Source organism: Mycobacterium sp. NGS56 (assembly GCF_059812425.1).
The window spans coordinates 154,843-168,391 of record NZ_JCALCQ010000008.1 but is presented as its reverse complement, the minus strand read 5'-3'; the positions used below and the strand labels follow the sequence as shown (position 1 = coordinate 168,391).

Below are 13,549 nucleotides of genomic sequence, written 5' to 3'. Positions count from 1 at the left end.
CGCTTCGGCGAGGTCAGATCGCCCGCTCTAGAGGTTTCGAATCACCCCGACTGCTCGAGCGCGTAGGAAATCGCGTCGATGACGTGCTTGACAGACCTCTCGCCGAGCCGCGGGTAAACGGGAATGTACATGGCGTTGTTCTTTACGCGCTCGGCGTTGGGACACTTCTCTTCGAATTCCGGATAGATTCCCAGGCCGCTGACGATCGAGAGGTTCGTTGTACCCGTGTCGATTCCGCGGCTCGCGAGTGCTTTTCGGAAACGCTCCGGGTCCGGGGCGAACACCACGAACTGCCAGTACACGCTCCGCGCGGGCTGGTCAGTTCGCGCGCAGGGTTCGCCGAATGCCACTAGAGGCTGGCGGATCTCCGCAACATTCGAGATTCGTCTTTCGTCTTCCTTCTCGACCTTCGCCAGCATCGCCAACCCGGCTTCGGCCTGCGCCCAAGTAAATTGCTCGAAGTAGTCCTCTGGAAGCACGGTGTCGGGTTTCAGGTTTTGGCGCGCGCCCGTGAGCGCTTTTTGCTTCTCCGGATTGATCCTTCCGACCAGCGAAAGCATCGGCGCCACGGCGGCTGTGAAGACCGGACGGCGCGTAGCGACGTTCGTGATGAGGGTTTCTATAATTTTCGCGCGAAGGCGCGCAGGGGGTGTCGGCTTCAGCGAATCCTTCGCCTCTTGGAGATGCTTCGCGAGTGCTGGGTCGTTCGTGACCGCGAGTCCGCCGCCGTAGGCGTCCAAGGTCTTGGTCCTCGAACACGAGTAGATGCCAACGTTTCCGAACGTGCCGAGCTTCTTGCCGTTCCACGAGGCGTTCAGCGCGTGCGAGAAATCCTCTACTACGAACAAAGCGTGCTCTCGGCACAGGGCCATGAGTCGGTCCACGTTGGGAGCGATTCCGAACAGATAGGTGAGCAGGACCGCGCGGGTTTTGGGAGTGATTGCCTTCTTCAGTTCGTCGAGGTCGAAGCACAGCGTGTCCAGCTCGATATCGGCGAATACGGGTTTTAGGCCGAGGCTGATGACGATATCCATCATCGGCTTGATCGTGATGGGCGGCATGATGATCTCCGAACCCGGTTCGAAGTTCTGCGCTTTTAACGCGAAGTAGAGCGCTGTTCGTGCATACGGAAACGCGTGCGCGCTGCTTACGCCCATGTAGCGCGCAAAGGCGCGTTCGAACTCCGCGACCTTTTCGTTCGCTTGCGCCTTCGAGATGCGGTTCAGATCCCGGAACGAAGCGATGTAGTTCCGGACATCAAACCTCACGGGATGGTAGATGATAGTGCGCGGGATAGCCACGGATTCCTCAGTTTTCGAGCGGAGCGGTTTGGGCGATTCGAGACGCGTTTGCCATCGCGAGTAAGGCAACCGTCGTTGCGGGTACGGAAGAAAAGACGCTGCTGTCGACGACGTGGATTTGCCGCCACCCCTTTGGGCGTCCCAGCAAGTCCGTGTGCATCTCGTCGCTGGGAGCCTTAGTCATGGGCAGCGTACCGCCGAAGTGCCAGCCGATCGGATGCAGCGGGTCGCCGTACATCAACGGGGTGACGGGTACGACGCCGACCATGGACAGGAGCCGGGTGAGTCGTCGCGAACCCTTTTTCATTACATGTGCAAATTGCGTTGAAGGCTGAATTCTTACCGAAAGGACGCTGCGTTTGTTGGCGCCTCCGGGGTTCAGGCGCACCAGATAGGAACCGGCTAGATCCGAGTGAAAATTACACTGCGCGATAAGGAGTCGTCGGAGCGCGAGTTTGCGGACGTTGTCGAAGAGCCTGTCATTCGCTTGGTAACCCAACTTCGCCAGGATGAGCTCGTTGGCTGGACTGATCTGCGTATGGATCCAATGGTCCGAAATCGAGGGATGTTTGAACTCGAAGAAGGCTCCCGAGAGGGTGTTGGCGTTTGGCCACTCGTATGGCGCGCCTCGAACGTTGACCATCGGGACAACGAAGCCCTGCGTCGTCTTCATTACCGCCGGACGGTCATAGAGTCGTTTCGACTCGAGCACGAGGCGCGTCGAGTTGAGCGCGCCGGCCGCAACGAACAGACGATCAACCACGACCTGTTCGGGGCCTGCGCTGGTCTCGCAGAGGACTTCTACCTCGTTGCCGCGCTCCGAAAATTCGATCACCGTTCGGCCAGATCGGTAGTCGACTTCGCCGGCTCGAATCATCTTCCGGAGGTCTTGCTCGGCGGAGTAAATCGATCCGTAGACACACCCCGAAAGGCAGCGCCCACAGTAGACGCACCCGGGACCGTCCGGACCGTCTATGGCGCGGACCGCAATGCGCGCTTGCCCGTAGGCCACGTCGTTGCGGCTTCGAAAGAACTGCGAGCGTTCCAGCGTCCGCAGAAAGGATTGGACGAGCGGCGACGGGGCGAGCGGCTGAGCGTCGTCTCGGTAGAGAGGAAACACGCGGGCCAGCGCATCGTTCGTCGCGGAGAACGGCAAGTCCCGCAGGACAAGCTCGTAGTACGGATCGAGATCGCGCGCGTCAAAGGGCCACGCCTGCAGATCGCACGGTGCGGCGGGCAGCATCGCGGCACCCCAAATCGTGCTGTAGCCGCCGCGTGCCATGGAGGGGCTCGGGCCATCCTCGACCACGTCGAGCGGCGCGTTCGCCCTCGTGCCCGCGTAGGGGTAGTCCGACCCGAACGCAAGTCGCAGCACTTTCTTCTGCGAAACGGTGGGATTGTGCGTGACCACGGCCAGATCCTCGGCGCTCCACTCCGTCTTCTGCTGCGCGCCCATCCGCGTCACGACGGCCTGTCGATCGGCGTCGAGCGTTTCTCCTACGTCGAGGATGATGGGGCGAACACCGCGCCGCACAAGCACTTTCGCGACGGCAATAGCAGTGTGCCCGGAACCGACGATGCCGACCGCCGTCATAGTCCGGCCTCCGGAAAAGCAGCGTCGAGGCGCTTGACATGCCGCGCGGGAATGCCCGCGACCACGGTATTGGCCGGGACGTCTCGAGACACTACCGCTCCCGCCGCGACCACCGCGTTTTCGCCGACCGTAACCCCGGGCAGGATGGTCGCGCCGATGCAGATCCATGCCCCGTCTTCGATGATGACCGGCTTCGCGCCCATTGGAAGGAAATCTTTCACGGGTGTGTCCGAAGGGCTGTCCATGTGGGCGGTGATGATGCAGCGATGGGAGATCGTGACGTGATTGCCGATGCTCACGAGTTCCGGGAAGTTCGTCTCGAGCTCGACATTGAAACCCATGTACACGTCCGAGCCGATTCGAATGCCCATGAGCCGATAAAGGACGATTCGCCCAGAGGTAAATGGGCATAGGTTGGCCAGCTTTAAACAGAAGAAGCGTCTAAAGAGCAATTTGAGAGCAAGCGATGGACTCATGCCCGCAGCCTCCGGCGCCTCGAGGTGGCGTAGAGATGACGCAACATGAACGCCGCCATCACCGAAAAACAGGCATAGACGGATTGGTTGTTGCGCGGCTCGGCGACATTGAGCCGAAAGAGGACGCCCGCAACCGTGTAAACGAACGATAGCGCGAACCACGCCATCTCCAAGCGGCCCTCCCACGCGGCGCGCAGAATCCCGGACGGCCGGAACGCGCAAATGTTGGTCCCGGTAGTGACGACCCAGATCCGCAGTGAGCGACGGAGCCGGGCGGCCCCGACACCACCCCCTTGCCGTACCAGAGCGATTCCGCGAACGTACTTCTGGAGATCTGGCCGGCTTGGTACACGACGACGATGTTACGTGCCGCCCACGGTCCGATCGGCAGCGCCGCGCACACGACGATGACCGACGGAGTACCGGCCCCGTCCGAAAGACTTCCGGAAACGGGGTTGCCGCAATCTCGAACGTCTCAGCCCGAGATGATGAACTCTTCGAGCTGGCTGCGCGCGATGTCGTCGGGCAGCTGCTGCGGCGGGCTCTTCATCAGGTAGGCCGACGCCGGGATCACCGGACCGCCGATGCCGCGGTCCTTGGCGATCTTGGCGGCGCGCACCGCGTCGATGATGACGCCTGCGGAGTTCGGCGAATCCCAGACCTCGAGCTTGTACTCCAGGTTCAGCGGCACATCACCGAAGGCGCGGCCCTCGAGCCGCACGTAGGCCCACTTGCGGTCGTCGAGCCAGCTGACGTGGTCGGACGGGCCGATGTGCACGTCCTTGGTTTTGAACTCGCGCTGCAGGTTCGAGGTGACGGCCTGCGTCTTGGAGATCTTCTTGGACTCGAGGCGCTCGCGCTCGAGCATGTTGAGGAAGTCCATGTTGCCGCCGACGTTGAGCTGCATGGTGCGGTCCAGCTGCACGCCGCGGTCTTCGAACAGCTTGGCCATCACACGGTGGGTGATGGTCGCGCCGACCTGGCTCTTGATGTCGTCACCGACGATCGGCACGCCGGCGTCGGCGAACTTCTTGGCCCACACCGGGTCCGAGGCGATGAAGACCGGCAGCGCGTTGACGAACGCCACGCCGGCGTCGATGGCGCACTGGGCGTAGAACTTGTCGGCCTCTTCGGAGCCCACCGGCAGGTACGACACCAGCACGTCGACGTTGGCCTCGCGCAGCGCCTCGACCACGTCGACGGGCTCGACGTCGGACACCTCGATGGTGTCGGCGTAGTACTTACCGATGCCGTCCAGCGTCGGCCCGCATTGCACCGTTACGTTGGTGGGCGGCACGTCGGCGATCTTGATGGTGTTGTTCTCCGAAGCGAAGATCGCCTCGGACAGGTCGAAGCCAACCTTCTTGGCGTCCACATCGAACGCGGCGACGAACTTCACGTCGCGGACGTGATACTGGCCGAACTTCACGTGCATCAAGCCGGGCACGGTGCTGTTCGCGTCGGCGTCGTAGTAGTACTGCACGCCCTGAACCAGCGAAGACGCGCAGTTACCGACGCCGACAATGGCGACTCGTACCTCCGTCGACGCCTGCGGCGCGTTCTGCTCACTCATATGGGCGTTCTCCTAACCTCTAGCCACTGACTGGGATGCTGGGTTCGTGCAGGGATTTACGTTTGCTCGGAGAGGCCGGGCATAGCCCGCTCCGCAGCGATGAGCTCGTTGAGCCACTTGACTTCGCGCTCACTGGACTCGAGCCCCAATTGATGAAGCTGGCGGGTGTAGCGGTCGAACGAGCTACTGGCCCGCGCAACCGCTTCGCGCAGACCTTCCCGCCTTTCCTCGACCTGACGGCGGCGGCCTTCCAGAATGCGCATCCGCGCCTCTGCCGGAGTCCGGTTGAAGAACGCCAGGTGTACCCCGAAGCCGTCGTCGGTGTAGTTGTGGGGACCGGTGTCGGACACCAGTTCCCCGAAGCGTCGGCGGCCCTCGTCGGTCAGCTGGTAGACGCGGCGGGCCCGCCGGACCGGCGTCCCGGCCGGGGCGGCATTCTCGGCAATCAAGCCCTCGGCCTGCATGCGCCGCAAGGCCGGGTAGAGCGATCCGTACGAAAACGCCCGGAACGCGCCGAGTAGACCGGTCAGCCGCTTGCGCAACTCGTAGCCGTGCATCGGCGACTCGATCAGCAGACCCAGGATGGCGAGCTCCAGCAATCGAATCACCTCCCTGAAAGGATTTGCGTGGCTGGTTACGACGGTTCGACGCCTCGCGCAATCGTATCGTCTCGATATATTAGCCACAACACCACCAACTGTTGGTGTGGAGTTCGTCGCAGCGCGTGGGTGTGAAATGCGCCGTGGGTTCGGTCTTTACGTGGGCAGATTCGTCTGCTTGACGGTGCCGTCACCCGAGAAGGTGACGTATCCGCCTCCGTAGTCGCTGGACACATACAAAGACAGCAAAAGCGCGCCCGGTGTGGTCGGGTCGGTTGCCGGCTCGACGATCAGGTAGCTGCTCTTGACGTCAGACGGCTTCATGTGCAGCGTCTCGGGGGCGCCGCGCATGATCGCCACGGTCTTGGTCACATCGAATTTGCTCAGGTCGACCGGGACGGGCCCGTCGGCCGAACTCTTGGCCGAACTAGTCGGATCGCCCCAGCCACCGCGATAGGTATACGCCAGTATCCGGCGGTCGTCGGAGGGATCCGGGCGGTCTAGAGCCGCATAGGTCGGGTAGATCACCAACCGGTAGCCGATCGTGTCCCCCACACGCTTGCGCATCTGCTCGAAGAGCCCGGTGAGCCCGCCGACCGAGTGCAGCTGTGTGGGCGGCGTGAGCACCACGGGGGCGACTCCGTCCGGCTTGGCTCCCGGATCGGTGGTGAAGTCCAGCGGCGAGCGGGTGTTGCCGTAGAGCCCCCACCCGATGCCCATGCCCAGCAACACCGACACGACGAAGGCGGCTGCCAGCACTCGCCAGCCGCCGACGCGCGGTACCTTCGGCTGCGAGTCGAGGGCGGGCGGTTGCCGCCCTGCATTGGTCTGCAGATCGTTCACCAGGGCGTACAAGTCGCCCAGCGTCACTGCCTTGGTGGCCGCGCTGACCCGCTCCCGGTGCTCTTCGGCGGAGAGCTCGCCGTCGGCCAGAGCGTCGTCGAGGACCGTGCACGTGTCTTGACGGTCGGTGTCCTTGGCGCGGGTAGTCGTCGTCGCGCCGGCGGCCAGCGTTGTCCCGAGCCATTTCGCCACGGAGACGATCGTAGAAGTCCAGTCCCCGGTTTGGCGCAGAAACCACCGTCGACTACTGCGCGCCGGGCGCCACGGTTCGGTTGCGTATCCCTGCTCGAGATGGCGACGTACTCTGGTGGGCGTGCGATTGCAGCGACAAGTGGTGGACTACGCGCTCCGGCGGCGCTCACTGCTGGCCGAGGTGTACTCGGGCCGCACGGGTGTGTCCGAGGTTTGTGACGCGAACCCGTATCTGCTGCGCGCCGCCAAGTTTCACGGGAAACCGAGCCAGGTCATGTGTCCGATCTGCCGCAAGGAGCAGTTGACCCTGGTGTCATGGGTGTTCGGCGAACACCTCGGTGCGGTGTCGGGCTCGGCGCGCACGGCCGAGGAATTGGTGATGCTGGCAAGCCGCTTCGAGGAGTTCGCCGTCCACGTGGTGGAGGTGTGCAGGACCTGCAGCTGGAATCATCTCGTCAAGTCATATGTGCTCGGTGCGGCTCGCACGGCACCTCCGCCCCGGGGCACCGGACGCACGCGGACGGCGCGCAACAACGCCCGCACGGCCATTGAATAACGAAGGGCGCCACGACCAGCCGACCGGTGACCAGCGTGGGCCAGCGACTGAGCATGTAGGCGATAAGAGTTCTGATGACCGTCCGGGCCCCGACCGGCCGGGCGCGGGTCCGCGGGAGCCAGAACGCCGCGAGGCGCCGCCGGCGATCAAACGCCGCCGTCAGGCCCCGCCCGATGATCGGATGACGACGATCCTGCCGCCGGTAGAAGGCGACCGGGCGCCCCGGCGCTCCGATCCCATCGAGGAAGTCAAAGCCGCGCTGGCCGGCCCCCCTTCCACGCCCTTACGGCGAGACGCGCTCGACGAGGTCAAGGCCGCACTCGACAGCCGGGGCCCGACGTCCGGGCGGCAAGAGCGGGCCAGCCTCGGCGGTGGGCCGCCTGCGGGACCACCCCCTCCGCCGCGGCGCCCCGGACGCCCGGGAGGACCCGGCGGTCCCGGCGGGCGACCCGCCCCACCGTGGCGCGACTGGACCTGGACCGAGCAGATCAACTGGTTGTGGGTCCGGCGCGGGCTGTACCTCTCCGCGGCCGTGCTGGTGTTGCTGCCCATCGTCACGTTCGCGATGGCGTACTTCATCGTTGACATTCCGAAGCCGGGCGACCTTCGCACCAACCAGGTTTCGACCATCCTGGCCAGTGATGGCTCGGAGATCGCCAAGATCATCCCGCCGGAAGGCAATCGGGTCGACGTCAACATCAACCAGGTTCCCGTGCATGTACGCCAAGCGGTGATCGCCGCCGAAGATCGCAATTTCTACTCCAACCCCGGGTTCGATTTCAGCGGTTTCGTGCGTGCGGTGAACAACAACCTCTTCGGCAGCGGTGACCTGCAGGGTGGCTCGACGATCACGCAGCAGTACGTGAAGAACGCGCTGGTGGGTTCGGCGCAGCACGGAGTCAGCGGCTTGATGCGTAAGGCCAAGGAATTGGTGATCGCGACCAAGATGTCGGGGGAGTGGTCGAAAGACGATGTGCTGCAGGCCTATCTGAACATCATTTACTTCGGGCGGGGCGCCTACGGGATTTCAGCCGCCGCCAAGGCCTACTTCAACAAACCCGTCGAGCAGCTCACGGTTTCCGAAGGCGCCCTGCTGGCGGCGCTCATCCGGCGGCCGTCCTCACTGGACCCGGCGATCGATCCGCAGGGCGCTCGGGCGCGCTGGGCGTGGGTGCTCGACGGCATGGTGGAGACCAAGGCGTTGTCTCCGACTGACCGTTCCGCTCAACAGTTCCCGCCGACCGTGCCACCGGATCAGGCGCGCGCACAGAACCAGACGACCGGGCCCAACGGGTTGATCGAGCGTCAGGTGACCAGAGAGTTGATGGAGCTGTTCAACATCGACGAGCGCACCCTGAACACCCAGGGCCTGCAGGTCACCACCACCATCGACCCGAAGGCCCAGCAGGCGGCGGAGAAAGCGGTGTCGAAGTATCTCGACGGCCAAGACCCCGATATGCGTTCGGCCGCAGTCTCGATCGATCCACATGACGGCGCGGTACGTGCGTACTTCGGCGGCACCGACGCCAACGGGTTCGACTTCGCCCAGGCGGGGCTGCAGACCGGGTCGTCGTTCAAGGTGTTCTGTCTGATCGCCGCGCTCGAGCAGGGGATCGGCCTGGGCTACCAGGTGGACAGCTCACCGCTGACGGTCGATGGCATCAAAATCACCAATGTCGACGGTGAGAGCTGCGGTACCTGCAACATTGCCGAGGCACTCAAGCAATCGCTGAACACCTCCTACTACCGCCTGATGCTCAAGCTCAAGGGGGGACCGCAGGCCGTCGCGGACGCAGCCCACCAGGCCGGCGTCGCGACCAGCTTCCCCGGTGTGGAGCACACCCTCTCCGAGGATGGCAAGGGCGGCCCGCCGAACAACGGAATTGTGCTGGGCCAGTATCAAACCCGGGTGTTCGATATGGCCTCGGCGTACGCCACGCTGGCGGCTTCCGGCGTGTATCACCAACCGCACTTCGTGCAAAAGGTCGTCAACTCCGACGGCCAGGTCCTTTTTGACGCCGCCAACTCCGACAACAAGAACGAGCAGCGCATCCCCAAGGCCGTTGCCGACAACACCACCGCGGCGATGGTGCCGATCGCCGCCTATTCCCGCGGCCACGCGCTGGCGGGTGGCAGGCCGTCGGCGGCCAAGACCGGTACCACCCAGCTCGGTGACACCACCTCGAACAAGGATGCCTGGATGGTGGGCTACACGCCGTCGCTGTCGACGGCGGTGTGGGTCGGCACGGCCAAAGGCGATAGCCCATTGGTAACCGCTTCGGGCGGACCGGTTTACGGGTCGGGTCTACCATCGGATATCTGGAAGTCCACGATGGACGGCGCGCTCAAGGGCACGTCCAACGAATCGTTCCCCAAGCCGACGGAGATCGGCGGTTACGCGGGTGTGCCGGTTGCGCCTCCGCCGCCCCCGCCGCCGTCGGAGACCGTCATCCAGCCCACCATCGAAGTGGCGCCGGGCATCACCATTCCGGTCGGTCCGCCCACGACGATCACCGCGGCGCCGCCGGCGCCGGGCGGCCCACCTGGTGGTCCGGAATCGGGCGGCCCGCCTGGTGGCCCGCCAGGCGGTTTCGGCCCGCCTGGTGGTGGTGTCCCGCCGGGCGGTTTCGGCCAGCCGGGCATCGGCGTCCCGCCGGGCGGACCCCAAGCGCCGCCACCGCCACCGTGACCGACGCCGCGGAGCACGGCGCGGCCACTTCACCGCAGCGGCTGGCCGCGGATCTGCGCAGCGCCGACAACCGAGATTGCCCGAGCCGCAACGACTTCCTTGGCGCCGCACTCGCCGACGTCGTCGGGGGACCGGTGGGCCGGCACGCGCTGATCGGCCGCTCCCGGCTGATGACCCCGCTGCGGGTGATGTTTTTGATCGCGCTGGTTTTCCTGGCGCTGGGCTGGTCAACGAAGGCGGCCTGTCTGCAGAGCACCGGCACCGGCACGGGCGATCAGCGGGTGGCCAATTGGAACAACCAACGCGCTTACTACGAGTTGTGCTACTCCGATACCGTGCCGCTCTACAGCGCAGAATTGTTGAGCCAAGGCAAGTTTCCCTACAAGTCGAGCTGGGTCGAGACCGACTCGACGGGCGCCCAGCAGATCCGTTACGACGGCCAGCCCGCGGTGCGCTACATGGAATATCCGGTGCTGACAGGTATCTATCAGTACGTGTCGATGGCGCTGGCCAAGACGTACACCGCGCTGAGCAAGGTCGCCCCGCTTCCGGTGGTCGCCGAGGTCGTGGTGTTCTTCAATGTTGCGGCGTTCGGGCTGGCGCTGGCCTGGCTGGCCACCGTCTGGGCGAGTGCGGGCCTGGCCGGGCGGCGAATCTGGGACGCCGCATTGGTGGCGGGCTCGCCGATCCTGATTTTTCAGATATTCACCAACTTCGACGCGCTGGCAACGGCTTTCGCGATGGCCGGACTATTGGCGTGGGCGCGACGAAGACCTGTGCTGGCCGGTGTGCTGATTGGCTTGGGTGCCGCGGCGAAGCTGTATCCGTTGCTGTTTCTGGGCCCGATGCTGCTGCTGGGAATCCGAACCGGGCAGCTGCGCGGATGGGTTCGTACCGCGTTGGCCGCCGGGGCGACCTGGTTGTTGGTGAACCTGCCCGTGCTGGTGTTTTTCCCGCGTGGCTGGTCGGAGTTCTTCCGGCTGAACACGCGCCGCGGCGACGATATGGACTCGCTGTACAACGTCATCAAGTCGTTCACCGGTTGGCGGGGATTCGACCCCAAGCTCGGGTTCTGGCAGCCGCCGACGGTGCTCAACACCGTCGTCGCGGTGCTGTTTGTGGCGTGTTGCGCCGCAATCGCATTCGTCGCGCTGACCGCGCCACAGCGCCCGCGGGTAACCCAGCTGGTGTTCTTGGTGGTCGCGGCTTTTCTGCTGACCAACAAGGTGTGGAGCCCGCAGTTTTCGCTGTGGTTGGTGCCGCTGGCCGTGCTCGCGCTGCCGCATCGGCGGATACTGCTGGCATGGATGACCGTCGACGCCTCGGTATGGGTGCCGCGGATGTATTTCCTGTACGGCAACCCCAACCGCTCGCTGCCCGAACAGTTCTTCACCACGACCGTGCTGCTGCGGGACCTAGCGGTGATCGCTTTGTGCGCGTTGGTGATTCGCCAGATATATCAGCCCGGTGAGGATTTGGTGCGCTGGGGCGCGCGGGTGGACGATCCGGCGGGCGGACCGTTCGATCGCGCACCTGATGCCCCGCCTGCCTGGTTGCCGGACTGGCTGCGGCCGGTCGGGTCGCGCCGCTCGACCGCGCCGGCACCCGACGACGCCGACGAGCAAGCAGCGGTGGCGAGCGGCGCCAGGCCATGATCCGGGACGATGACAATGTTGCCGCGTAACCGGAATCGGCGGGATCGTGGCGCCGTGACGCAGGTCGTCATCCCGATCTTTCCGCGATTCACCGCGCTCGACGCGGTGGGTCCGTATGAGGTGCTGCAACGCATCCCGTCGATCGATGTCGTGTTCGTCGGGAAACAGCGGGGTGAGGTGCGGACCGAGAACGGACTGCTCGGTATCAGCTGTGACGCCACCTTCGACGAGGTGAACGCTCCCGATGTGGTGGTGTTCCCCGGCGGGATCGGGACCCGCCCGCTCGTTCATGACGAGGCCATCCGGGCGTGGCTGCAGGCGGTACATCCCAACACCAGGTTCACCACCTCGGTGTGCACCGGTGCCCTGCTGCTGGCAGCGGCCGGACTGCTCGACGGGCTCACCGCCACCACCCACTGGCGGGCCGCCGACACACTCAATGGCCTGGGCGCCCGATACGTGCCGGAACGAGTCGTCGAACACCTGCCGCAGCGGATCATCACCGCCGCCGGTGTATCCAGCGGCATCGACATGGCGCTGCGTTTGGTGGAACTGCTCGTCGATCGCGAGGCCGCACAGGCGGCCCAGCTGCTCATCGAATACGACCCGCAGCCACCATTCGATTCGGGAGTGCTTGCCAAGGCCACTCCCGCAACGCTGGCGAGGGCCGAGGAATACTTGGCCGCCCGGCGGTAGTGAATTGCCCAACCGACCGGATTTTTCTGGTCAGCCCGGTATCCGGTAGCCTGATGCGGTTGCCGACGCAGGCGACCCTCCTGCCACGGAACGTCCGTGGCCGCACAGTCCAGAGGAGGTGGTGAGGTTTCCATGCGTCCATACGAAATCATGGTCATTCTTGACCCCACGCTCGACGAGCGCACCGTTGCCCCATCCTTGGAGACGTTCCTGAACGTCGTTCGCAAGGATGGTGGCTCCGTCGACAAAGTCGACATCTGGGGCCGGCGCCGTCTGGCCTACGAGATCGCCAAGCACGCCGAAGGCATTTATGTGGTCGTCGACCTCAAAGCCGAGCCGGCGACGGTATCCGAGCTCGACCGCCAGCTGAGCCTCAACGAGTCGGTACTGCGCACCAAGGTGATGCGGACCGACAAGCACTAACAGCCTTGGCTGCGTCGCGTGCTTCTCGTCGGCGCACCTGCCTAGGCTGTGGAGAGCTCAGCGAAAAGCACGCTCATGACGTCCACCACCGGAGCGGCGAGGAACAGGGTGGAACGAGGAGGAAACTGTGGCTGGTGACACCACGATCACCGTTGTCGGAAACCTGACCGCCGACCCCGAACTGCGGTTCACCCCGTCGGGTGCCGCCGTCGCGAACTTCACAGTGGCGTCGACACCGCGAATCTATGACCGCCAGAGCGGGGAATGGAAAGACGGTGAAGCGCTGTTTCTGCGGTGCAACATCTGGCGAGAAGCCGCCGAGAATGTCGCGGAAAGCCTCACGCGCGGTGCCCGGGTGATCGTCACGGGCCGGCTCAAGCAGCGCTCTTTTGAGACTCGTGAAGGTGAGAAGCGCACCGTGGTCGAGGTAGAGGTTGACGAGATCGGCCCCTCGCTGCGGTACGCCACCGCCAAGGTCAACAAGGCCAGCCGTAGCGGCGGTGGCGGCGGCGGCTTCGGCGGTGGCGGTGGATCCCGCCAGCAGCCGGCACCGGCGAGCAGTGCGCCCGCGGACGACCCGTGGGGCAGCGCGCCCGCATCGGGCTCGTTCGGCGGCGGGGACGACGAACCACCCTTCTGATCTGAGAAAACTTCAGTAATAGAGAACGGAAAGAAAGACAGACATGGCCAAGTCCAACAAGCGGCGGCCGGCTCCGGAAAAGCCGGTCAAGGCGCGCAAATGTGTCTTCTGCGCCAAGAAGGATCAAGCGATCGACTACAAAGACACCGCATTGCTGCGTACGTACATCAGCGAGCGCGGCAAAATCCGTGCGCGTCGCGTCACCGGCAACTGTGTGCAGCACCAGCGTGACATCGCCATCGCGGTGAAGAATGCCCGCGAGGTGGCGTTGCTGCCCTTTACCTCTTCGGCGCGATAGTCGCTCCAGTCCTA

General features: G+C 64.5%; 13 protein-coding genes. 7 read left to right on the top strand and 6 right to left on the bottom strand.

Annotation, left to right across the window (positions count from 1 at the left end):
- Positions 1 to 41: 41 nt before the first annotated feature.
- From AC5Y4F_RS19160 to AC5Y4F_RS19135, 6 genes are all read right to left on the bottom strand, one after another.
- Positions 42 to 1,268: a DegT/DnrJ/EryC1/StrS family aminotransferase gene (locus AC5Y4F_RS19160; protein ID WP_499997865.1), complete on the bottom strand. Its 1,227-nt coding sequence runs from the start codon at positions 1,266 to 1,268 to the stop codon at positions 42 to 44.
- A 40-nt stretch (positions 1,269 to 1,308) separates the two neighbouring features.
- On the bottom strand, positions 1,309 to 2,895 hold the full coding sequence (locus AC5Y4F_RS19155; RefSeq protein WP_067934844.1) for a GMC oxidoreductase: 1,587 nt from the start codon (positions 2,893 to 2,895) through the stop codon (positions 1,309 to 1,311).
- Positions 2,892 to 3,371 carry an acyltransferase gene (locus tag AC5Y4F_RS19150; RefSeq protein WP_082947628.1) on the bottom strand — a complete coding sequence of 160 codons (480 nt, stop codon included), beginning with the start codon at positions 3,369 to 3,371 and terminating at the stop codon, positions 2,892 to 2,894. The genes AC5Y4F_RS19155 and AC5Y4F_RS19150 overlap by 4 nt, the downstream gene beginning before the upstream one ends.
- Positions 3,372 to 3,846: 475 nt before the next feature.
- Positions 3,847 to 4,944 carry an inositol-3-phosphate synthase gene (locus AC5Y4F_RS19145; protein WP_499997864.1) on the bottom strand — a complete coding sequence of 366 codons (1,098 nt, stop codon included), beginning with the start codon at positions 4,942 to 4,944 and terminating at the stop codon, positions 3,847 to 3,849.
- Between the two features lie 56 nt (positions 4,945 to 5,000).
- Positions 5,001 to 5,543: a PadR family transcriptional regulator gene (locus AC5Y4F_RS19140; RefSeq protein ID WP_067934864.1), complete on the bottom strand. Its 543-nt coding sequence runs from the start codon at positions 5,541 to 5,543 to the stop codon at positions 5,001 to 5,003.
- 156 nt (positions 5,544 to 5,699) lie between these two features.
- The gene (locus AC5Y4F_RS19135) at positions 5,700 to 6,578 is read right to left on the bottom strand and encodes a DUF1707 domain-containing protein (RefSeq protein WP_499997863.1); all 879 of its coding nucleotides are present in this window, start codon (positions 6,576 to 6,578) and stop codon (positions 5,700 to 5,702) included.
- A 121-nt stretch (positions 6,579 to 6,699) separates the two neighbouring features.
- Between AC5Y4F_RS19135 and AC5Y4F_RS19130 the strand changes: the two genes are divergently transcribed.
- From AC5Y4F_RS19130 to rpsR, 7 genes are all read left to right on the top strand, one after another.
- Entirely contained in the window at positions 6,700 to 7,134 is a 435-nt protein-coding gene (locus AC5Y4F_RS19130; RefSeq protein WP_067934865.1) for a DUF5318 family protein, read from the top strand.
- A 181-nt stretch (positions 7,135 to 7,315) separates the two neighbouring features.
- Positions 7,316 to 9,823, top strand: a complete 2,508-nt coding sequence (locus AC5Y4F_RS19125) for a transglycosylase domain-containing protein (RefSeq protein ID WP_369829706.1) — start codon at positions 7,316 to 7,318, stop codon at positions 9,821 to 9,823.
- Complete coding sequence (locus AC5Y4F_RS19120) at positions 9,820 to 11,478, top strand: glycosyltransferase family 87 protein (protein ID WP_499997862.1); 1,659 nt, start codon at positions 9,820 to 9,822, stop codon at positions 11,476 to 11,478. Before AC5Y4F_RS19125 ends, AC5Y4F_RS19120 begins: the two co-directional genes overlap by 4 nt.
- Before the next feature lie 54 nt (positions 11,479 to 11,532).
- A complete protein-coding gene (locus AC5Y4F_RS19115) occupies positions 11,533 to 12,174 on the top strand; it encodes a DJ-1/PfpI family protein (RefSeq protein WP_082947699.1) in 642 nt (213 codons plus the stop codon).
- A gap of 132 nt (positions 12,175 to 12,306) precedes the next feature.
- Positions 12,307 to 12,597 (top strand): 30S ribosomal protein S6, encoded by a 291-nt coding sequence (gene rpsF, locus AC5Y4F_RS19110; protein WP_007771721.1) that lies wholly within the window; start codon positions 12,307 to 12,309, stop codon positions 12,595 to 12,597.
- 127 nt (positions 12,598 to 12,724) lie between these two features.
- Positions 12,725 to 13,237, top strand: coding sequence for a single-stranded DNA-binding protein (locus AC5Y4F_RS19105; protein WP_067937254.1), 513 nt, complete (start codon positions 12,725 to 12,727; stop codon positions 13,235 to 13,237).
- 43 nt (positions 13,238 to 13,280) lie between these two features.
- Positions 13,281 to 13,535, top strand: coding sequence for a 30S ribosomal protein S18 (rpsR, locus tag AC5Y4F_RS19100; protein WP_003874730.1), 255 nt, complete (start codon positions 13,281 to 13,283; stop codon positions 13,533 to 13,535).
- The last annotated feature ends 14 nt before the right edge of the window (positions 13,536 to 13,549 follow it).